This window comes from Devosia epidermidihirudinis (assembly GCF_000971295.1).
In the GTDB taxonomy this organism is placed as follows: domain Bacteria; phylum Pseudomonadota; class Alphaproteobacteria; order Rhizobiales; family Devosiaceae; genus Devosia; species Devosia epidermidihirudinis.
Window position 1 is genome coordinate 334,459 of the sequence record NZ_LANJ01000016.1, and the last position, 19,808, is coordinate 354,266.

A 19,808-nucleotide genomic window follows, 5' to 3' on the forward strand; every position below is an offset into this window, starting at 1 on the left:
GCCCGGAAGTGACCAAGGATCTGCGCAAGCGGATCCGGACGAAGGCTCGCCAGATATGGCTGACGGGCTCAGGGGTAAGGACGGGGCATTGCAGCAAAACTGGCAAGCACACATTGCGCGCACGATTTCGCATGCACTTGCCTTGGGCGCGGTAGCGCTCGTGCTGTTCATCACCTTGATTCCAGCCCACGCCGAAACCCTTCGCGTCGCTGACGTTACCCCTCTCTCAGTACCGGTCGATCTGGTTGCCGTCCGGGCCCAGCCTGCCATCGGCCCGACCATGGTGCCGCTTGCTCCCGGCGAGCAGGCGCTGACCGCCGAACTGCTGGCCAACTATGTTGTCCGCCAGGAACAGCTGCGCGCCTTTGACGTGATGGCGGCGCTGCCCCAGCCAGAACTCAACCCCGAAATGCTGCTGGGCTATATCGCTCGCGGCTCGTTCGGTGGTGGCAATAGCGCCGTCTCGGCCATTGCCAGCTTCACCACACCAGCGGCATCGGCCAAGGTTGAAGCCGGCCTCAATGCCACGGCGCTCGCCGCCTATATCGACAATGGCTACCAGCCGCTGTCCAAGCGCCTTGCCGTTGCCGAAGCCGAGCGCAAATGCCTGACCACGGCGATCTATCACGAAGCCCGTGGCGAGAGCGAAGCCGGTCAGCTGGCGGTCGCCAATGTCATCGTCAACCGCGCCCGCTCCGGCAAGTTCCCATCCACGCTCTGCGGCGTGATCTACCAGAACGCCGACAAGGGCCTCTATCGCTGCCAGTTCACCTTCGCCTGCGATGGCCGCAACGAAGCCCCGCGTGAACGCCGCGCACTCGACCGCTCGGCCGACCTCGCCCAACGCGTTTACGGCGAATTCGCCCGTGGCGAAGCCGTTGGCGCCGTCCCCGGCTCGGCCCTTTACTACCACACGACGGCGGTGAACCCGTCCTGGGCCAACACCTACAATGCCGTCGCCCAGATCGGCTCGCACATCTTCTACTCGCCAAACTAAGGCGAGGGTTTCTCAGACACTGTTGGGGTGATGAGCTGCTGAGGGATCGGTGGCTGCATAACTTTGTACCCCAGTCCTCGGTGTCATCCCGGCCTTGAGCCGGGATCCATCTTGAGGTGGTGCCTCGGATCCCATGTCTGTTCGATCCACCTTGCGGGGCGTGATCTCGGGATGGGCCCGGCTCAAGGCCGGGGTGACCCGGTGGATGAGAATAAGGCTCGGCCCGATTTTGCCGAGGCGAACGAGCCGACTACGGCGGTGCACCCCTCACCCGGCGCTGCGCGCCGACCTCTCCCCTGAGGGGCGAGGTGAGTGGGGTCCGGTGCTCGTCGCAGAACTGTATGCGCTACGATCTGCCTTGTACCCCAAGCACTCAAGCCCCAAGCGCTCAGCTCCATCGTCCCCTCGCCCCTTCAGGGGAGAGGGCTAGGGTGAGGGGTGAGGTGGTTGGGGGCTTGCACTGGTGCATCCAAATTCATCCCGGCATGAGGCTGGGTGCGGCGTAGAAGCAAGGTTACCCCCACCTAACCTCCCCCTGAAAAGGGGGAGGGACCGTCCGGGGATGTGGTTTGATGGTGCCCCAATAGGTGATCTGTGAAGGGGCATAGGGGGCGGAAATAGCACCCTTGCAAAAACAAAAGGGGCGCTGGGGCGCCCCTGATGTCCCTTGGGAGGAAGCTCTTATTCTGCGGCTTGCGCCAGGATCGGGCCCGGGGCAGCGTTGGCGCCGTCGCCGAACTTTTCGAAATTGGCCCGGAACAGGCCAGCCAGGTGGATCGCCTGGCGATCATAGGCGTCGGCATCGGCCCAGGTCTGGCGCGGGGTGAGGAGGCGCGTTTCAACGCCGGGGACCAGCTCGGGCACTTCAAAGCCGAACAGCTCATCGCGGCGCATGGGGACGTTGTCGAGTTCACCATCGAGTGCCGCGCTGAGCAGGCGCCGGGTCGAGGCGATATCGATGCGCTTGCCGACGCCATAGCCACCACCGGTCCAGCCGGTATTGATCAGCCAGGCGCCAGCACCGCTGGCCTTGAGTTTTTCGGCAAGCATGGCGCCGTAGACCGTGGGGTGCAGCGGCATGAAGGGCGCACCAAAGCAGGCTGAGAACGTGGCCTGGGGCTCGGTGACGCCGCGTTCGGTTCCCGCGACCTTGGCGGTATAGCCGGACAGGAAGTGGTAGACCGCCTGTTCGGGGCTGAGGCGGGCGATGGGCGGCAGCACGCCAAAGGCGTCGGCGGTGAGGAACACCACGGTGCGCGGCACCCCGCCGACACTGCCCTTGGCAATGGCCGGAAGCACGTGGATGGGGTAGGCCGCACGGGTATTTTCGGTGAGCGAAACGTCATCAAACGCTGGCGCACTGTTAGCATCGAGCACGACATTTTCGAGCACAGTGCCAAAGCGTTTGGTGGCGGCATGGATTTCGGGCTCTGCCTCGGGGCTGAGCTTGATGGTTTTGGCGTAGCAGCCGCCTTCGAGGTTGAAGACCCCGTCGTCGCTCCAGCCATGTTCGTCGTCGCCGATCAGTGGACGGGCCGGATCATTGCTGAGCGTGGTCTTGCCGGTGCCCGACAGGCCAAAGAACAGTGCACTGTCGCCATTGGCGCCAATATTGGCCGAGCAGTGCATCGGCAGCACGCCATTGCGCGGTGCGTGGAAGTTGAACAGGCTGAAGACGCTCTTCTTGATCTCGCCAGCGTATGAGGTGCCGGCGATGACAACGATATTGCGGCTCATGTCGAGCGCGATCACCGTTTCGGTGCGGCTGCCGTGGCGGGCCGGGTCGGCCTTGAAGCGCGGCGCGTGCACGATGGTGACGGGCGTAGTGTTGGCGCCGGTCTCCACCATCTCGCCGGGGCGGATCAACAGATTACGGATGAACAGGGCGTGCCAGGCGCTCGGGGTCATGACCGTCACGCCATACTGATGGCGTGGATCGGCCCCGGCCAACAGGTCCTGACGGAACACGGCGCTGCCGGCGAACGAGGCGACGGCATCGGCGAGCAGCACGTCGAATTTCTCGGGGCTGATGGCGCCCGAATTATCCCACCACACCGTGTTTTCGGTCAGCCCGTCGCGCACGATGAACTTGTCCTTGGGCGAGCGGCCGGTGAACGCGCCCGTGCGGACGCTGACAGCACCATCGGCAGTCAGCTCGACTTCATCGCCCTGCAGCGCAAATGCAACCAGGGCTGGTGCAATGTCGTTTGCAGACAAGGACCCGGCTCGCGCCGCTATGTCGGTTCTGAGGGCCTGGTGGTCGAACGCGCTCATTTTCTTAACTCCGGTATGGCGCGACAAATGTTTTTGTGTCGCGATCAACGGGGGTAAGGTAGGGCCGCAATTCCTCGTACAACCATCCCGAAATCGGTCGTAAGACGGAAGTTGCATCGCTGTTCGAAGTGTAGTGGAGGGCTATGACGCCCTTGGCCGCGCCTTATTTAACGCGTAATTGTCACCTGAACGTCGCCCTGCTGCCCAATAGGGCAACACCGTAGCGTCAGATAAAGAAAGGCTGCCAATGCCCAAGATCGCCCTGGTGGATGACGACCGTAATATTTTGACCTCAGTGTCGCTGACACTGGAGGCGGAAGGCTATCAGGTCGCAACCTATACCGACGGTGCATCCGGTCTTGAGGGGCTGACCACTGACAAGCCCGACCTGGCCATTCTCGATATCAAGATGCCCCGCATGGACGGCATGGAATTGCTGCGCCGCCTGCGCCAGAAATCCGATGTGCCGGTGATCTTCCTCACGTCCAAGGACGAAGAGATCGATGAGCTGTTTGGCCTCAAGATGGGCGCCGATGATTTCATCACCAAGCCGTTCAGCCAACGCCTGCTGGTCGAGCGCGTCAAGGCGATCCTGCGCCGGTCCGCGCCGCGCGATCCATCCGCGCCTGCCGGTACGCCCGGCGAAGTCAGCACCGGCAAGGCGCTGATCGAGCGCGGCTCGCTGGTGATGGACGAAGAGCGCCACACCTGCACCTGGAAGGGTCAGCGCGTGACGCTGACGGTGACGGAATTTCTGATCCTGCAGGCGCTGGCGCTGCGCCCCGGCGTGGTCAAGTCGCGCAATGCGCTGATGGATGCGGCATATGACGATCAGGTCTATGTCGATGATCGCACCATCGACAGCCACATCAAGCGGCTGCGCAAGAAGTTCAAGGCGACCGATGACGATTTCGAAATGATCGAGACGCTGTATGGCGTCGGCTATCGCTTCAAGGAGCAGTAGGCACTTCCAGTGGCTATTCTCGACCCCGATGTGAACCACACGCCAGACGCGGCTCCCGAGCCGCGCCCGGCTAAACCGCGTCGGTCCAAGTCTGCGCGCAGCGCCCGCAAGTCGCGCTGGCGCCTGTTGGTGACGCCCTTTGCCAAAGTGGCCAGCGGCATCAATCGCTTTCTCGATTTCACGATCTTTTCGAGCCTGACGCGGCGCATCATCGTGCTCAATCTGGCGGGCCTGCTGGTGCTGGTGGTGGGGATTTTGTACCTCAACCAGTGGCGCGCCGGCCTGATCGATGCGCGCGTGCAATCGCTGCGCGTGCAGGGCGAAATCATCGCAGCGGCCATTGCCGCATCGGCCACGGTCGACAGCGATGTCATCTCGATCAATCCCGACCGCCTGCTGCAATTGCAAGGCGACGGCACGGTCTCCTCGCTGTCCTATTTCGATCCGACGCTTGAGTTTCCCATCAATCCCGAACGGGTGGCGCCGCTGCTGCGCAACCTGATCACCCCGACCCGCACTCGCGCCCGCATTTATGATCAGGGCGGGCTGATGATTTTGGATAGCGACAACATCTATGCCCGTGGCGAGGTGATGCGCCAGATCATCCAGACCAAGACCAGTCCGGATTTTTTCCTGTGGGACTGGTGGAATGCGGTGCTGAGCTGGGTGCCCGGCGAGAACTTCCCGCACTATCAGGAATATGGCGTCGACGAAGGCACTCGCTATCCCGAAGTGGCCTCGGCGCTGGCCGGAGCGCCCGCCGATTTCGTGCGCGTCGATGCGCATAACCAGCTGGTCGTGTCGGTTGCCGTGCCGGTGCAGCGCGTGCGCGCCGTGGTGGGGGCGATCCTGTTGTCCACCGCGCCGGGCGATATCGACAGCGTCGTGGCGCAGGAGCGTTGGAGCATTCTGCGCATCGCGCTGATCGCGGCAGCCGTACAGATCGCACTATCACTGCTGTTGGCAGGCACAATTGCCGGGCCGATGCGCCGGCTGTCGGAAGCGGCAGAACGTGTCCAGACGGCGGGTGACGCGCGCGCCGAAATTCCCGATTTCACCGACCGCCCGGACGAAATCGGACACCTTTCTGGCGCGCTGCGGCGCATGACCGACGCGCTCTATAACCGCATCGAGGCTATCGAGCGCTTTGCCGCCGACGTGTCCCATGAGTTGAAAAACCCGCTGACTTCGCTGCGCAGCGCCGTGGAAACCCTGCCGCTGGCCAAGCGCCCCGAGGACAAGGAACGGCTCAACGACATCATCCAGCATGACGTTAAACGCCTTGATCGACTGATCACCGATATCTCGAGCGCCAGCCGCCTCGATGCCGAGCTGGCGCGCGAAAGCGCCGAGCGGGTCGACGTGGAAAAGCTGACCGAGGCCATGGTGTCGATCCAGAAGGATATGGCGCTGGGACGCGGCGTCACTGTCGAGATGGAAAAGCGCACCGGCAAGGGCACGGCCATCGTCAATGGCCACGAAAGCCGCCTGGCGCAGGTGCTGGCCAATCTCATTGACAATGCCGTCTCGTTTTCGCCTGAAGGCGGCGTGGTGCGCGTGGCGCTGTCGGCCGACAATGATGGCATTACCATCACCGTAACCGATGAAGGGCGCGGCATTACCGGCGATTTCGGCAAGATCTTCCAGCGCTTCTATACCGACCGGCCCGACACCGAGAGCTTTGGCGATCACTCGGGCCTGGGCCTGTCGATTTCCAAGCAGATCGTGGACGCCCATAAGGGCACGATCCGCGCGCATAACCGCGATGATCGCTCCGGCGCGGTGTTCACCGTCGTGCTGCCCCGGGCGCGGAAATAGGCTGTGGCTATCAGCGCGCCAACCAATGTGCACGCCACCGGCCTCTTGCTCGGCTCAACCGGCGTGTTGCTGCGTGGCCCCTCGGGGAGCGGCAAATCTATCCTGGCACTGGCCCTGCTTGACCGCTGGGACGGGCGCGGGCAATCGGCGTTTCTGGTTTCCGATGACCGGGTCGATCTGACGGCGGCCGATGGGCAGCTGCTGATGCATGCGCCCGAGGCAATTGCCGGGCTGATCGAGCTGCGGGGGCGCGGCATTGTCGAGCGGCCCCATCGCAGCGGGGTCGCAGTGCATCTGGTCATCGACCTGGTGCCCGAGCTGGTACGGATGGTGGAGGAGGACGGCTTTGTCACCGAGCTTCTGGGTGTGGTTCTGGCGCGCGCGCCTGTCCCAGACTCACGTGTGCTTGGTCTGGGCCACCAAACCCTTTTGGTTGTAGAAGCAATAGCCGCACTTGGGCCTTTAGCCACGTATCCGTGACAAAATACCACTTGAATGAAGTCCCATCCGGGGCAAGACTAAGGTTTGCTTGGCGTTATAGGCCGGGTTCCGCACAGCGCGCCGTTCTGCTATTTGGCAGGCGCTCGCTGAGGGCAAGGAATGCTGGGATGTGTCTTTGCCATTCGGCGAGCATGTGTCGGCAGGCTGGGGAATGTGCATGATTGGTTTGGTTCTGGTGACGCACGGTGCGCTCGCCAATGAGTTCAAGTCGGCGCTCGAACATGTCGTCGGCCCGCAGGAATACTGCGAAACCATCGCCATCGGCCCCGATGACAACATGGAAAACCGCCGCAACGACATTCTCGACGCGGTCGACCGTGCCGATCAGGGCGCCGGGGTCATCATCCTGACCGACATGTTCGGTGGTACCCCATCCAATCTGGCGATCTCAGTGATGCAGAACCGCGACGTCGAAGTGATCGCCGGGGTCAACCTGCCCATGCTGGTCAAGCTCGGGCGCGTGCGCAACGACATGGACATCAAGGAAGCGGTCAATCTGGCGCAGGAAGCTGGCCGCAAATACATCACCGTCGCCAATTCCATCCTTGGTGCCAAATGATGGAGAGTGCGGCAGGCGACAGGGCGGTTGCCCAGCAACTGACCATCGTCAACCGCAAGGGCCTGCACGCCCGCGCCTCGGCCCGCTTCGTGCGCACCGCCGAGTGCTTTGACGCCAATATCAACGTGGTCAAGGACGGCACCTCGGTCGCGGGCAATTCGATCATGGGCCTGATGATGCTCGGTGCCGGTCCCGGCTCGACCATTCTGGTGCAAGCCAGCGGCAAACAAGCCCGTGAGGCGCTCGAAGCCATTGTCGAGCTGGTCAATAACGGCTTTGACGAGGACAGCGACGGGATCGCTGGGTGAGTGAAACCATCGATCTGCACAGCGCCGATCCGCGCTGGCCTTTGCAGTTCGAGAGTGAACGTGACCTGATCCTGCCGTGCTTTCCGACGTCGCCCCGGCTGATCGAGCATATGGGATCGACCGCCATTCCGGGCCTTGCGGCAAAGCCCATCATCGACATCATCGTGCTGGTTGAGGATCTGACGGCCGCAGCTGCTGCCATTCCGGCGCTCGAGGCACTGGGCTACCGTTATTGGGCAGCCAACCCGGACAAGACCAAGTACTATCTTGCCAAGGGATTACCGCCCGCGCCGCGGCGGACCCATCACCTGCACATCCATGATGATGCAGACGAAGTGCGGCGGCACCTGATGTTTCGTGATCACCTGCGGGCCCATCCCGAGGTACGCGACGCCTATCTGGCGCTCAAGCAAGAGCTGGCCCAACGGTTTCGCGATGATCGCGAAGCCTATTCCAGACACAAGACTGAATTCATCGACGCACTGGTGCTGTCATTGGGCGGCCCGGCCCGCAAGGTCGCCTGGGACCGCTAGTGTGGGCGTCTAGCGCGTCGTGTCGTCGTCGCGTCTGCCGCCCAGGCCGAGGCCCATGCCCATTCCGCCGCCACCCATGCCGCCGCCCATTCCTCCGCCACCACCGCCGCCTGAGCCTCCGGCTTCATTGGAGCCTTTGCCGCGACCGCCGCCGGCGGCGCTTTGGGGGCGGGTTGGGCCCTGGAGCGGGATGTTGGCGTCGGCGGGGATAGGGTCGAGGTCGAGGGCCTTGCGCACGTAATTGCGGAGAGAAATCACCAGCTCTGCAGTGCGGATCGGCTTGCCTGCCGCCAGGTCATTGGCGGCCTGCGCGGCGAGGCGGACGTGTTCTTCGGTGCCGAGCAGGACGATATCGGAAAGCGCAGCTTCCACCGCGTCGCGGATGCGGCGGGCGCGTTCGAGGGCGGAAGCGGGTGGCTCGTGCCCTGTGGCTTCAGCCACTTCACCGCCTTCGGTTTCGTCCTCTTCATGCGCCTCAAGCGCCAGCTCGGCCTGTCGACGGGTAATATCGCGCAGGTGAGAGGGATCAACGCTCAGCCGCCCGGTGAACGAGCCGCCCAGCACCTTGTAGGCAGCGATCAGGGTTTTGAGGCGCTCGTTGATCTGACGGTTCATGCGCTGCTGGCGCTGTTGAATGGTCAGCATCATGACGATGCGAATGCCGACGCCGATCAGAGTAAACAAGGCCAGGCCGAGCACGGTGGTGACAATGCCCTCCCAGGAACTGAAATCAAGATTGCGCACGAAATCTCCTGATCGTCTGGCGGGGCAAGACTTTAGTCACCTTACCGGCACAGGGTAGCAGATAGTGGTGATTTGGCGGAGATGCCAAATTGTGGCCGTGGAGATGGGCGATGAGCGACTGCCCGGTCAGAACTCGGAGTGGCGCATGCGGCGGTTGATTGCAGGAATTGGCGGGCTTGGTCTGGCGGTGACGCTGAGCCAGTTTCCCGAATATGCCCAGCAATATACCCAGCGTCTTGGCGGCGCCGTGGATGAACTACGCGTCATCATCGACGACTTCGACCGCGCGGCGCTGGCCGGTGGGCTGGATCGCACCAGCGCCTTGCAGCGCTATCAAGTGTCCAATGACGAGTTTCTGGCGGGGCGCGGCGTGTCGATGGCGGCGACCTTCCAGCGTTACGATTATCTACAGGCCACGCTGCTGCGCATCGAGGGCGCGTCTCCTATCGAACGCTTCCAGGAGCTGCCTGCCTATCTCGATACCGACATTGGCCAGCGCACGCTCGAGAACTACAAGCCCGCCGTACCCGTCACCATGGAAGGCATTCTGTATGCCGGGGGCGGGTTCATTGTCGGGTTTCTGGTGTTCTCGGCCATCTGGCGCTTCCTGGCGCTGCCGTTCCGGCGCAAGCGTTACCCTGCCTATCGGTAGCGAGATATAAACCTTTCTTTATATCCCGGTTGATCGCCCGGCTGCTCTTGCGTATAGCAGGAGCCAAGATCCTTTCAGTTTCACGTCAGCGGAGCCCGCCATGACCACCCAATCGACCGACTATGCGGTCAAGGACATTTCCCTTGCCGATTTTGGCCGCAAGGAAATCCAGATCGCCGAGATCGAAATGCCGGGCCTGATGGCCATCCGCGAGGAGTATGCGGCGGCCCAGCCCCTTAAGGGCGCACGCATTGCCGGTTCGCTCCACATGACCATCCAGACCGCCGTTCTCATCGAGACGCTGGTCGCGCTCGGCGCCGAAGTGCGTTGGGTGTCGTGCAACATCTTCTCGACCCAGGACCACGCCGCTGCCGCCATCGCGGCTGCCGGTATTCCTGTGTTCGCGCACAAGGGCGAAACGCTCGAAGAATACTGGGCCTTTACCGACCGCATGATGGACTGGGGCAATGGCCTCACCCCCAACATGATCCTCGATGATGGCGGCGACGCCACCATGTATATCCTGAACGGCGCCAAGGCTGAAAAGGACATCTCCGTCCTCGACAAGCCCAGCAACGAAGAAGAAGAAATCTTCTTTGCCACCATCAAGAAGCGCCTGGCCCAGAGCCCCGGATTCTTCACCGCCATCCGCGACGCGATCCGTGGCGTGTCCGAAGAAACCACCACGGGCGTGATGCGCCTCTATCAGCTGCACGCCAAGGGCGAGCTGCCGTTCCCCGCCATCAACGTCAATGACTCGGTTACCAAGTCCAAGTTCGACAACAAGTACGGCACCCGTGAATCCCTCGTCGACGCGATCCGTCGCGGCACCGATGTGATGCTGGCCGGCAAGGTCGCCATCGTGTGTGGCTATGGCGATGTGGGCAAGGGCTCGGCCGAGTCGCTGCGTGGCGCTGGCGCCCGCGTACTGGTCACCGAAGTCGATCCGATCTGCGCGCTGCAGGCCGCCATGGAAGGCTTTGAGGTCGTGACCCTCGAAGAAGCCGCACCACGCGCCGATATCGTTGTGACCGCCACCGGCAACCGCGACGTGCTGATGATTGACGATATGCGCAATCTCAAGGACATGGCGATCGTCTGCAATATCGGCCACTTCGACAACGAAATCGACGTGCTCGGCCTGCGCAACTTCAAGTGGACCAACGTCAAGCCACAGGTTGATCTGATCGAGCAGCCAAACGGCAAGCGCCTGATCCTGTTGTCCGAAGGTCGTCTCGTGAACCTCGGCAATGCCACCGGCCATCCATCCTTCGTCATGTCGGCCTCGTTCGCCAACCAGACGCTGGCCCAGATCGAACTCTGGACCAATGGGGCAAAGCTGGAAAAGAAGGTGCACGTGCTGCCAAAGCACCTCGACGAGAAGGTCGCCGAACTGCACCTGGCCAAGCTGGGCGCCAAGCTGACCAAGCTGAGCAAGACCCAGGCGGACTATATCGGCGTGCCCCAGAACGGCCCGTTCAAGTCCGGCGAATACCGCTACTAAGCGACTTGCATTGAGTTTTGTGCCCGCGGCCTTGGTCGCGGGCATTTTTGTTTGGGGATGCCCTCGTCTCCGCCGCCCCACACCTGTTCAGGGGACAGGGGGGCTCGACGCTGTCACACCGCGTTTGATGTGCGCGGGTGCTTCCTTTATGTCGAAACCCACCCTCGCCATTGCCCGGCTTGTCCGGGCAATCCAAATTACAGCGCATGCCGACTCCGGGATCACCCGGACAAGCCGGGTGATGACGATAGATGGGCAGATTTCTGGATAGGCGAGGCACTTTGGTCGTTGCTGCTTCGTTCTCGGGTCAAGGGGCGATATCTGGCCTTAGGGTTAATTGAGCACCCATTAAGACTCTTTTAGCTGATTCACCGTGCCGCTATGGTCAGGGTGATTCGGCAGCTGGGTTTGAGCGGCCAATCGGGAGACGGCAGGTGTCTTTGGGGGCTCCGCGTTCGCCGCTCTGTTTTGAGTGCACGTGTACCGATCCATCAGGGTCGGGCTGGCAACGACAACAAGACCAAGAGGCAGCGCATGGCGCCGGATCACTTCCGGAAGCATAGGGGATTCGCGGTACTGGCCGCAGCACCCCTAACCCTGATCACGGCTTCGCCAGCGCTGGCCCAGAGCGGAGCTGTCTCCAGCCTCGCCGGAGCTGCGCCGCTGGCGATCGCCGTTGGTGCCGGGTGCTTTGCGCTGATCGCGCTGGTCATGGTGCGCACCGTTAAGAGCGAAGGCAAGGCCACGCGCCGCCGCGCCGCTGAACAGATTGCGGGCCTGCGCGCCCTCGTTGATGAATATGAAGGCCTGCTGTCGGGCACCCGTGAAGTGACGGTCCTCTGGACCGAGAACACCGGCAGCGCGCCCAAACTGCTCGGCCAGGCTGCCGCTGTGCTGCCCATTGGCCGCCAGCCCGCCAGCGTCCTCAATTTCCAGAGCTGGCTCTCCGCCAATGATGCCGAGCGCCTGTCACGGCTGCTCGAAGATTTACGCGTCCACGGCCACGCCTTTGCCGAAAGCCTCAACACGCTCGATGGGCGCCTGGTGCGGGCCAATGGCTGGGTGTTGGGTGGTGGCGCCGCCATGCGCCTGCGCCCGGCCTTTCTTGAGCCCACCGCCGAGCCCCAAGTGGTGGCGGCGGCCGCCAGCGGCGATATGGACAGCGTGCGGGCCGTGCTGGACTCGCTCGGCGCACCGGCCTTTGCTCGCGACGGTGCTGATCGCCTGATTTATGCCAACGCGCCCTATCTGGCGCTGGCCAAGGCCCTGAACAAAGGCGGCACCGAAGCTGCGCCGCCCGAACTGCTGCCCGCCGACCAGTTGCGGGCCCATCTCGATGCCTGTGACGACAGCACCATGCCGACCAAACTGTCGCTGGACTGGCCGGGGCAGGGCAAGTTTGAGCTGGTGGAGTTCGCCGTGGCCGGTGGCCGCGCGGGTTATCTGCGCCCGCTCACCGATGCTGCCGCCAAGCCAAGCGATGGCGGCGTCAGCCATATCAGCGGCATTGTCGATGCGCTGGCCACCCCGATTGCCATTTTCAACGCCAAGCGCGAGCTGATCCAGTTCAACCAGGCCTATGCCGAGCTGTGGAACCTGACGCCGAAATTCCTGGTGCTGGGGCTCGATGAGCGCGCCATTCTCGACAAGCTGCGTACCGAGGGCATGCTGCCTGCCGCCGTCGACTACCACGAGTGGCGCAAGGAACATCTCAAGTCCTATGAGCGCACTACGCCCCACGAAAACGAAGCCTGGCACCTGCCCGATGGCCGCTCGATCAAGGTGATCTCGGCGCCTGCGGGCGCCGATGGCGGCGTGGTCTATGTGTTTGAGGACATTACCGAGCGCCTCAAGCTCGAAAGCACCAACAAGACGTTTTCCAACGTGCAGCGCGAGACCATCAACGCGCTTTCCGAGGCCGTGGCGGTGTTTGGCACCAATGGCCGGTTGACCCTGTCCAATCCGCGCCTGTCGGCGCTGTGGAAAGTGTCGATGACCGAGCTGGGGCAAAACCCCCATATCGACCAGATTGCCGAGGCCTCTGGCCGCGCCATTCCCGAGGACGGCGCCAGCATCTGGCGCGACCTCAAGCGCGGCATCATTGATCTCAATCCGACTCGGTCGGACCAGACAGGCCGCATCACCCGCTCGGACGGCCGTCTGCTCGATTTCGCCATCACCCGCCTGCCCGACGGGCAGACCATGATGACCTTCCTCGACGTGACCGAAGGCGCCAGCTATTCGCGCGTGCTCAAGGAGCGCAATGACGCTCTCGTCGCCGCCGATCTGCTCAAGGACGCGTTCGTCGAAAACGTCTCCTATGAGCTGCGCAGCCCGCTGACCAACATCATTGGCTTTGCCGACCTGTTGGCCGGCACCGAAGGCGGCACGCTGAACGAGCGCCAGCGCGCCTATATCGACTATATCCGCGCCTCCTCGGTGACGCTGGGCGTGCTGATCGACAATATTTTGGACCTGGCCTCGGTCGACGCCGGCATTGCCGAGCTGCGGCCTGAACTGCTCAATGTCTCGACGCTGGTGGAAAAGGCACGGGCCGGTCTTTCGGCGACCTTCCCCGAGATCTCGGGTGAAAAGCCGATCAACCTGGTGGTCGATATCGACGATCATCTGCCGCCGTTCATCGCCGATGGCACGCGCATTGTGCAGGTGTTGTACAACCTGCTGTCGAACGCGGCGCGCTTCTCGCCACCGGGCGGAGAAATCCGTCTCTCGATCAGCTGCCGCGCCGAGCGCATGCTGTTCATCATCGAGGATGAAGGCCCGGGCCTGACCGACGAGATGAAAAACGCCATCCTCACCCGCATCGATCAGCCCGCACCGGGCCGTCAGCGCGGGGCTGGGCTGGGCCTTGCCATCGTCAAGACCTTCGTCAATCTGCATGGCGGCACCATCAATGCCGAACGCCGCGAACCCCGCGGCAGCCGCATCATTGTCAACCTCCCCCGCGACAGCGCCATGGCCGGCGTCGCCGAATAGGCTGTCAGCCCGGGCAAGATGCCTCACATCGCCTCGCCCCTGTGGGGAGAGGCCGACGCGCAGCGGCGGGTGAGGGGGCGATGCTGCAGTGACTACTGGGACATCCGCCCCTCACCCTGTCCCTCTCCCCAAAGGGGCGAGGGGACGATGGAGCCGAACGTTCGGGAGGGCTTGAGAGTGGGCCGCCTGAAAGGGTAGTGCTAGCCCACCACACGCCGACACAGCTGAGGCAGGCCGCATGCCCTCGACCATCTCCCGCTTCCTCCCCGATGACGCCGCCACATCAGCGCTGGGCGCCGAGCTGGCCGATAGCCTCGTCCCCGGCGATTTGGTGATCCTCAATGGCGATCTCGGCGCCGGCAAAACCGCACTGGCCCGTGCCATCATCCGCACGCTGGGCAATGACGCGACCATGGACGTCCCCTCGCCCACCTTCGCGCTGGTGCAGCCCTATGACAGCACCAAAGCCCCCATCCTCCACGCCGACCTCTACCGCCTCGGCGACCCCCGCGAAATCGACGAACTCGGCCTGCTGGACAACCCGGCCGCCATCGTGCTGGTGGAATGGTCCGAACGCGCACCGGAATTGGTCGACGCGGCAACCGTCGTGGTGGACCTGGCTATCCCCGCAGGCGGGGAGGGGCGGAGCGTGAGTGTAACGCGGCGGTAGTTTCACCCGCGATGTCATCCCGGCGCAGGCCGGGATCCATGCTGAAGGCTATCCTTGATGTGGGTGACGCGGTCCGCCACGGACATGGATTCCGGCCTGCGCCGGAATGACCCGGTGGGGTGGGGCAATTCTCGGGCCAAACGATATCGATTTACAAGCGCCCGGAGGCCCCATAGGCTTTAAGTATTGTGGGGGGCTACATGTCATTCAAGGAAGATGTCGCCGATCTGGCGAAGCGGGCTATTAGTGCGCAGGCAGTTGCACAGACCGAGGAGGCGACGAAGAATGCGATTATTATGCCATTTCTTCGTGTGCTTGGGTTCGATGTATTTGATCCGACGCAGGTCATTCCCGAATATGTCGCCGATGTAGGCCTGAAAAAGGGCGAGAAGATCGACTATGCGGTCAAGATCGGCAGCCGCATCGAATATCTCGTGGAAGCAAAGTCGGTCTCAACCAACTTGCGCGATGCGCAATTCAGCCAGCTATTCCGCTACTTTCATACCTGCGACGCCAATATCGGCATTCTGACAAACGGGCTGCACATCTGGTTCTTTACCGATCTGGAAGCGCCCAACAAGATGGACGCCACGCCGTTCTTCAAATTCGATCTGTTGTCCTATGACGACAATGACCTCAAGGAGCTTGAGAAGTTCCACAAGAACAATTTCAGTATTGAGAACATTCAGGCGGCGGCGTCTTCGCTGAAATACCTGCGCGGTGCGATGAGCTTTATCGAGGCACAGTGGGCCAATCCCGACGAGGAGTTTGTGCGTCTAGTTGCACGTAATTTCTATGAGGGCAAGCTCACCGGAGCAGTCGTCGAGGGGATGAAACCCATCGTTCGCAGGGCGTTTGATGATCTGTTCCGCCAGCGCGCCAAGCATAAGATTGACGTCGCCTTTGACGGTGGCGCGGACGAAGAAATCCCTGTTGTCGAAGACAAAAAGATCGAGACGACGCCTGACGAAATTCAGGGCTTCCTGATCGTCCGGGCTATCGCTGCGGAGCTCGCACCTGTCTCGCGTATCGTCATGCGGGATGCCCAGTCTTATTGCTCGGTGCTGTTTGACGACAACAATCGTAAGCCGATCATACGGCTGCACTTCAACGGCAAGTCGAAATTTGTGACCGTGTTCGGCGCTGACAAGGAAGGCACGCGGCACAATATTGCCGCCGTCGAGGATATCTTTGGCCTCAGCGGGGCACTGAAGGAGGCGGTCTCCAGTTATCTGGCTTAGTTGCCGCTCTACCCCCATGTCGTCCCGGCGAAGGCCGGGATCCATGCTGAAGGTTATCCCTGATCTGGATGGCGCGGCGCACCACGGACCTGGATTCCGGCCTTCGCCGGAATGACCCGGTGGGGGAGTTGTGTCGGGGGCAACCCCAACACCCGCTCCAACTCTGCCCGATGCCGCCCCATCCATGCGGCGCTTCGTGCGCGCCAGGCCATGGCCCATAGGGCTTCCACTGGGCCGGTGCTGTCGGGGGTGAGGGCGGCTTGGTGGGCTTCGTTGGCGGCGTCGGCTATGGCGAGGGTGATCATGGTGGGGACGAGGTCGAGGCGGTCGGCATGGGGGAGGCCGTAGCCGTCGACGATGTAGCGGAGTTTTTTGGCACGGGCGGCGAGGGGCGGCAGGCCGATGCGCAGTTCGAGATCGTCGTCGAAGAGATGGGCATTGAGCCAGCAGAGCTGGGCGAGTTCCACCAGCGGATCGACGGGGCCGGCCTGTTCCCAATCGATGAAACCGACGGGCTGGTGATCGCGCGCGATGATGTTCCAGTCGCCGAGATCGCAATGGCCGATGATGGGTTGGCGGGTGCCCAGACTCCGGCCAAACCAGTCGCGCCAGATGGCGTTTTCCGGCGGGAGGAATCTGGCGCTGGCGCGGTGAAAATCGGCCAGCATCTTGCCCAGATTGAACATCGCCTCGTCGGGCCAGGGGCCGGGATGGAGCGAGACGCCATGCACGAAGCTGAGGGTTTCGCGGCCGGTGGCGTCAAAGCCGCTGCCGATAACGCGCGGCCCGCCGTCAAAGCCTTCGGCCTCGAGATGGCGGAGCAGGGCGTGGACGGAGGGGGCCCAAGGGCCGGTCTCGCGGTGGACGACGTCGCCGACCTTGGCAACGGCGGTGCGGCCGCCACCGGTTAGGATTTCTTCGTCGCTGGAAATAGTGGTTCCCCCCTCGCGATCGTCACCCTCGGGCTGGATCCGAGGGGTTTGTACTGAGTGCGAGTTCGCCACGTGTAGAGCCCTCGGGTCAAGCCCGAGGGTGACGGGCGGTGGGTGTGGGGGGAGGTGACCCCCCCTATGCACCAATGGTGTGGGCGTTAGTGCGCTTCGTCCCAGTTGTTGGCGGCGTGGGCGTCGACCTGGATGGGGACGGTGAGGCGGACGGCGGGTTCGGCGGCGCCTTCCATGACGGCCTTGATCACCGGAATGGCCTGATCCTGCGTTCCCTCTGGCACTTCAAAGATCAGTTCGTCATGCACCTGCAGCAGCATGTCGGCGTCGATCTTGGCCTTGGCCAGCTCGGGCTCCATGCGGATCATGGCGCGGCGGATGATATCGGCGGCCGAGCCCTGGATGGGCGCGTTGATCGAGGCGCGTTCGACAAAGGCCCGCTCGCTCGGATTGTGCGAATTGGCATTGGGGAAATTGATCTTGCGGCCAAAGATGGTCGAGACGAACCCATCGGCTTTCACGCGGCGCTTCTGTTCGTCCATATAGGCGCGAATGCCCGGGAAGCGCTCGAAATAGGTCTTGATGTAGTCGCCGGCCTCGCCGCGGCCAATGCCGAGCTGATTGGCCAGGCCAAAGGCGGAAATGCCGTAGATGATGCCGAAATTGATCGCCTTGGCGCGGCGACGTACATCGCTGGGCATGCCCTCAACCGGCACGCCAAACATCTCGCTCGCCGTCATGGCGTGAATGTCGAGACCTTCCTCGAACGCATCCTTGAGCGCCTGAATATCGGCGATATGGGCGAGGACGCGCAGCTCGATCTGGCTGTAGTCGGCCGAGATCAGCACCTTGCCCGGCGCGGCAACAAAGGCCGTACGGATCTTGCGGCCATCGGCGGTGCGCACGGGAATGTTCTGCAGGTTGGGATCGTTGGAGCTCAGCCGTCCGGTCAGCACCGAGTGCTGGGAATAGGTAGTGTGAACGCGCTTGGTGCGCTCGTTGATGTAATCGGGCAGGGCATCGGTATAGGTGCCGCGGAGTTTGTTGAGCTGGCGCCAGTCGACAATGGTGCGGGCCAGCGGAATGCCCTTGAGGGCGAGGTCTTCCAGCACATCGGCGCCGGTGGACCAGGCGCCGGTCTTGGTCTTGGTGCCGCCTTCGAGGCCCATCTTGTCAAAGAGGATTTCGCCCAGCTGCTTGGGCGAGCCCAAATTAAAGCTCTGCCCGGCCAGCTCATGCGCCTCGGCCTCGAAGGCTGCCGCGCGCTGCGCAAATTCGCCCGAGAGGCGCGACAGGATCTGGCGATCGATATTGACGCCGCGCCCTTCCATGCGTGCGAGCACAGGCGCGAGCGGCCGCTCGATGGTTTCGTAGAGCGTCGTCATGTTCTCGGCGACGAGGCGGGGCTTCAGCACGCGCCAGAGCCGGATGGTCATGTCGGAATCTTCGGCCGCATAGCGCGCGCCATCCTCGATGCTCACCTGGGCAAAGGTCTTCTGCCCCTTGCCCGAACCAATCAAATCCTTGATCGACTGGCCGGGATGGCCGAGCCAATGCTCGCCCAGTTCGCTCATGGTGTTGAACTGCGGACCATCAAGCGAATAGCTCAGCAGCAGCGTGTCATCGATGGAATGAACCGGCACATCATAGCGCGCCAGAAGCCCCAGATCATACTTGGCATTGTGGAAGATCTTGAGGATCGAGCGGTCGGCAAACAGGGGCCGCAACATGTCGAGCGCCACGCGGATATCCATCTGGCCTTCGGCCAGTCCGCCGCCGAAAATGTCGCCCTCGCCCTGGGTGTGGCCCAGTGGCAGATAGGCGCCATTGCCCGGCGCGGTGGAAAAGGAAATGCCGACGAGATCGGCGGTCTGGTTGTCGAGGCCGGTGGTTTCGGTGTCGGTGGCGACATGGCCGACCGAATAGGCCGCGTCGATCCAGCGCTGCAGATGCTCGGTATCGCGGATGATCTCATAGGCCTCGGGCTTGAACGGGATGGCGCGGGTCTGCGCATGCATGTCAGCGGCGTGGGCAACGGTCGAGGCATTGGAGCGGCCGGTGGCCTCCTGCCGCGCGGCACGCGCTTCGGCGCGGGCGGCATTATCAAAGCCCACGGCACCCGGCGCAGTCTTGGCAGCCAGCTCAGGATCGGCGGCAAAGTCGTCGGGATTGGCATCGAGATGGGTCGCGAGCCGCTTGGTGATGGTGGCAAATTCCATCGCCTTGAGGAACGGGAACAGCTTGCCCGGCTCGATCGGCTGGCGCGCCAGCGCATCGACATCGAGTTCCACCGGAACGGTCTGGCTCAGCGTCACCAGCTGCTTGGAGATGCGCGCCAGATCGGCATTGTCGCGCAGCTTTTCGCGGCGGGCGTTCTGCTTGATCTCGTCGACATGGTCGAGCAGGTTTTCGATCGTGCCATAGGTATTGATCAGCTCGGCCGCGGTCTTGACGCCAATGCCAGGGACGCCTGGGACGTTATCGACGCTGTCGCCGCAGAGCGCCTGCACTTCGATGACCTTGTCGGGCGTGACGCCAAACTTGGAAAACACCTCTTCCACGCCAATCCAGCGCAGCGGCGGCTGGCCGGGGCGCGGAATAGTGTCGAGCATGCGGATCGAGCCATCGGGCTCAACCATCTGCATCAAGTCCTTGTCGGAGGACACAATGGTGACCTTGCCGCCCGCCTCGCGCGCCAGGCGCGCATAGGTGGCGATGATATCGTCAGCCTCCCAGCCCTCCATCTCGATGGAGGGGATGTTGAAGGCGCGGGTGGCCGAGCGTGTCAGCGGAAACTGCGGCACCAGCTCGGCGGGGGCCGGCGGACGCTGGGCCTTGTATTCGGTATAGACATCGTCGCGGAAGGTCTTGCCCTTAGCGTCGAAAATCACCGCCATATGAGTGGGTTCATCCTCGCCCTTGAGGTCCTCGGTCAGCTTGAACAGCATGTTGCAGAACCCCTGCACACAGCCCACAGGCAGCCCATCCGACTTGCGGCTAAGCTGGGGGAGGGCATGGAAGGCACGGAAGATATAGGCCGAGCCGTCGACGAGCAGCAGATGCATGAGGCGATTCCGGGAGTGAACGAAGCGCGACTTTAGG

General features: G+C 62.8%; 16 protein-coding genes. 12 read left to right on the forward strand and 4 right to left on the reverse strand.

Annotated features, from left to right (window positions below):
- Positions 1–55 precede the first annotated feature (55 nt).
- Positions 56–997, forward strand: coding sequence for a cell wall hydrolase (locus tag WH87_RS19005; protein WP_082092609.1), 942 nt, complete (start codon positions 56–58; stop codon positions 995–997).
- 681 nt (positions 998–1,678) lie between these two features.
- Here the strand turns inward: WH87_RS19005 and pckA are convergent.
- Positions 1,679–3,271, reverse strand: a complete 1,593-nt coding sequence (gene pckA / locus WH87_RS09975) for a phosphoenolpyruvate carboxykinase (ATP) (RefSeq protein ID WP_052726453.1) — start codon at positions 3,269–3,271, stop codon at positions 1,679–1,681.
- Between the two features lie 247 nt (positions 3,272–3,518).
- Here pckA and WH87_RS09980 point away from each other — a divergent pair, with 247 nt between their 5' ends.
- The 6 genes from WH87_RS09980 to WH87_RS10005 all read left to right on the forward strand — a co-directional run bounded on the left by WH87_RS09980 (position 3,519) and on the right by WH87_RS10005 (position 7,954).
- Positions 3,519–4,235: a response regulator transcription factor gene (locus tag WH87_RS09980; protein ID WP_046139276.1), complete on the forward strand. Its 717-nt coding sequence runs from the start codon at positions 3,519–3,521 to the stop codon at positions 4,233–4,235.
- A gap of 15 nt (positions 4,236–4,250) precedes the next feature.
- Positions 4,251–6,053, forward strand: coding sequence for a stimulus-sensing domain-containing protein (locus WH87_RS09985; RefSeq protein ID WP_407060038.1), 1,803 nt, complete (start codon positions 4,251–4,253; stop codon positions 6,051–6,053).
- Positions 6,054–6,056: 3 nt separating this feature from the next.
- Positions 6,057–6,533, forward strand: coding sequence for an HPr kinase/phosphorylase (locus WH87_RS09990; protein ID WP_052726452.1), 477 nt, complete (start codon positions 6,057–6,059; stop codon positions 6,531–6,533).
- A 178-nt stretch (positions 6,534–6,711) separates the two neighbouring features.
- The gene (locus WH87_RS09995) at positions 6,712–7,113 is read left to right on the forward strand and encodes a PTS sugar transporter subunit IIA (RefSeq protein WP_046139275.1); all 402 of its coding nucleotides are present in this window, start codon (positions 6,712–6,714) and stop codon (positions 7,111–7,113) included.
- A complete protein-coding gene (locus WH87_RS10000) occupies positions 7,110–7,421 on the forward strand; it encodes an HPr family phosphocarrier protein (RefSeq protein WP_245622365.1) in 312 nt (103 codons plus the stop codon). Before WH87_RS09995 ends, WH87_RS10000 begins: the two co-directional genes overlap by 4 nt.
- Positions 7,418–7,954: a GrpB family protein gene (locus WH87_RS10005; protein WP_046139273.1), complete on the forward strand. Its 537-nt coding sequence runs from the start codon at positions 7,418–7,420 to the stop codon at positions 7,952–7,954. The genes WH87_RS10000 and WH87_RS10005 overlap by 4 nt, the downstream gene beginning before the upstream one ends.
- Before the next feature lie 9 nt (positions 7,955–7,963).
- On the opposite strand, the gene WH87_RS19795 is transcribed toward WH87_RS10005, so the two are convergent.
- The gene (locus tag WH87_RS19795) at positions 7,964–8,698 is read right to left on the reverse strand and encodes a hypothetical protein (protein ID WP_046139272.1); all 735 of its coding nucleotides are present in this window, start codon (positions 8,696–8,698) and stop codon (positions 7,964–7,966) included.
- A 145-nt stretch (positions 8,699–8,843) separates the two neighbouring features.
- Between WH87_RS19795 and WH87_RS10015 the strand changes: the two genes are divergently transcribed.
- The 5 genes from WH87_RS10015 (at position 8,844) to WH87_RS10035 (ending at position 15,762) form a co-directional block, all read left to right on the forward strand.
- Positions 8,844–9,350: a DUF2937 family protein gene (locus WH87_RS10015; protein WP_046139790.1), complete on the forward strand. Its 507-nt coding sequence runs from the start codon at positions 8,844–8,846 to the stop codon at positions 9,348–9,350.
- Between the two features lie 100 nt (positions 9,351–9,450).
- Positions 9,451–10,854 carry an adenosylhomocysteinase gene (gene ahcY / locus WH87_RS10020; RefSeq protein WP_046139271.1) on the forward strand — a complete coding sequence of 468 codons (1,404 nt, stop codon included), beginning with the start codon at positions 9,451–9,453 and terminating at the stop codon, positions 10,852–10,854.
- A 534-nt stretch (positions 10,855–11,388) separates the two neighbouring features.
- Entirely contained in the window at positions 11,389–13,851 is a 2,463-nt protein-coding gene (locus tag WH87_RS10025; RefSeq protein ID WP_197410771.1) for a sensor histidine kinase, read from the forward strand.
- Between the two features lie 238 nt (positions 13,852–14,089).
- A complete protein-coding gene (tsaE, locus tag WH87_RS10030) occupies positions 14,090–14,521 on the forward strand; it encodes a tRNA (adenosine(37)-N6)-threonylcarbamoyltransferase complex ATPase subunit type 1 TsaE (protein WP_046139269.1) in 432 nt (143 codons plus the stop codon).
- Positions 14,522–14,721: 200 nt separating this feature from the next.
- Entirely contained in the window at positions 14,722–15,762 is a 1,041-nt protein-coding gene (locus tag WH87_RS10035) for a type I restriction enzyme HsdR N-terminal domain-containing protein (protein ID WP_046139268.1), read from the forward strand.
- A 53-nt stretch (positions 15,763–15,815) separates the two neighbouring features.
- Here WH87_RS10035 and WH87_RS10040 read toward each other — a convergent pair whose 3' ends face one another.
- Both WH87_RS10040 and polA read right to left on the reverse strand, forming a co-directional pair.
- Positions 15,816–16,766, reverse strand: a complete 951-nt coding sequence (locus WH87_RS10040; protein ID WP_245622367.1) for an aminoglycoside phosphotransferase family protein — start codon at positions 16,764–16,766, stop codon at positions 15,816–15,818.
- 86 nt (positions 16,767–16,852) lie between these two features.
- The gene (polA, locus tag WH87_RS10045; RefSeq protein ID WP_046139267.1) at positions 16,853–19,771 is read right to left on the reverse strand and encodes a DNA polymerase I; all 2,919 of its coding nucleotides are present in this window, start codon (positions 19,769–19,771) and stop codon (positions 16,853–16,855) included.
- Positions 19,772–19,808: the final 37 nt, after the last annotated feature.

What these genes read in the sequence shown, in the direction of transcription:
- polA (WP_046139267.1), bottom strand. Translation starts at nt 19,771, where the DNA reads ATGCATCTGCTGCTCGTCGACGGCTCGGCCTATATCTTCCGTGCCTTC.
- ahcY (WP_046139271.1), top strand. Translation starts at nt 9,451, where the DNA reads ATGACCACCCAATCGACCGACTATGCGGTCAAGGACATTTCCCTTGCC.
- WH87_RS10035 (WP_046139268.1), top strand. Translation starts at nt 14,722, where the DNA reads ATGTCATTCAAGGAAGATGTCGCCGATCTGGCGAAGCGGGCTATTAGT.
- tsaE (WP_046139269.1), top strand. Translation starts at nt 14,090, where the DNA reads ATGCCCTCGACCATCTCCCGCTTCCTCCCCGATGACGCCGCCACATCA.
- pckA (WP_052726453.1), bottom strand. Translation starts at nt 3,271, where the DNA reads ATGAGCGCGTTCGACCACCAGGCCCTCAGAACCGACATAGCGGCGCGA.
- WH87_RS10025 (WP_197410771.1), top strand. Translation starts at nt 11,389, where the DNA reads ATGGCGCCGGATCACTTCCGGAAGCATAGGGGATTCGCGGTACTGGCC.
- WH87_RS09995 (WP_046139275.1), top strand. Translation starts at nt 6,712, where the DNA reads ATGATTGGTTTGGTTCTGGTGACGCACGGTGCGCTCGCCAATGAGTTC.
- WH87_RS10015 (WP_046139790.1), top strand. Translation starts at nt 8,844, where the DNA reads ATGCGGCGGTTGATTGCAGGAATTGGCGGGCTTGGTCTGGCGGTGACG.
- WH87_RS19005 (WP_082092609.1), top strand. Translation starts at nt 56, where the DNA reads ATGGCTGACGGGCTCAGGGGTAAGGACGGGGCATTGCAGCAAAACTGG.
- WH87_RS09980 (WP_046139276.1), top strand. Translation starts at nt 3,519, where the DNA reads ATGCCCAAGATCGCCCTGGTGGATGACGACCGTAATATTTTGACCTCA.
- WH87_RS10000 (WP_245622365.1), top strand. Translation starts at nt 7,110, where the DNA reads ATGATGGAGAGTGCGGCAGGCGACAGGGCGGTTGCCCAGCAACTGACC.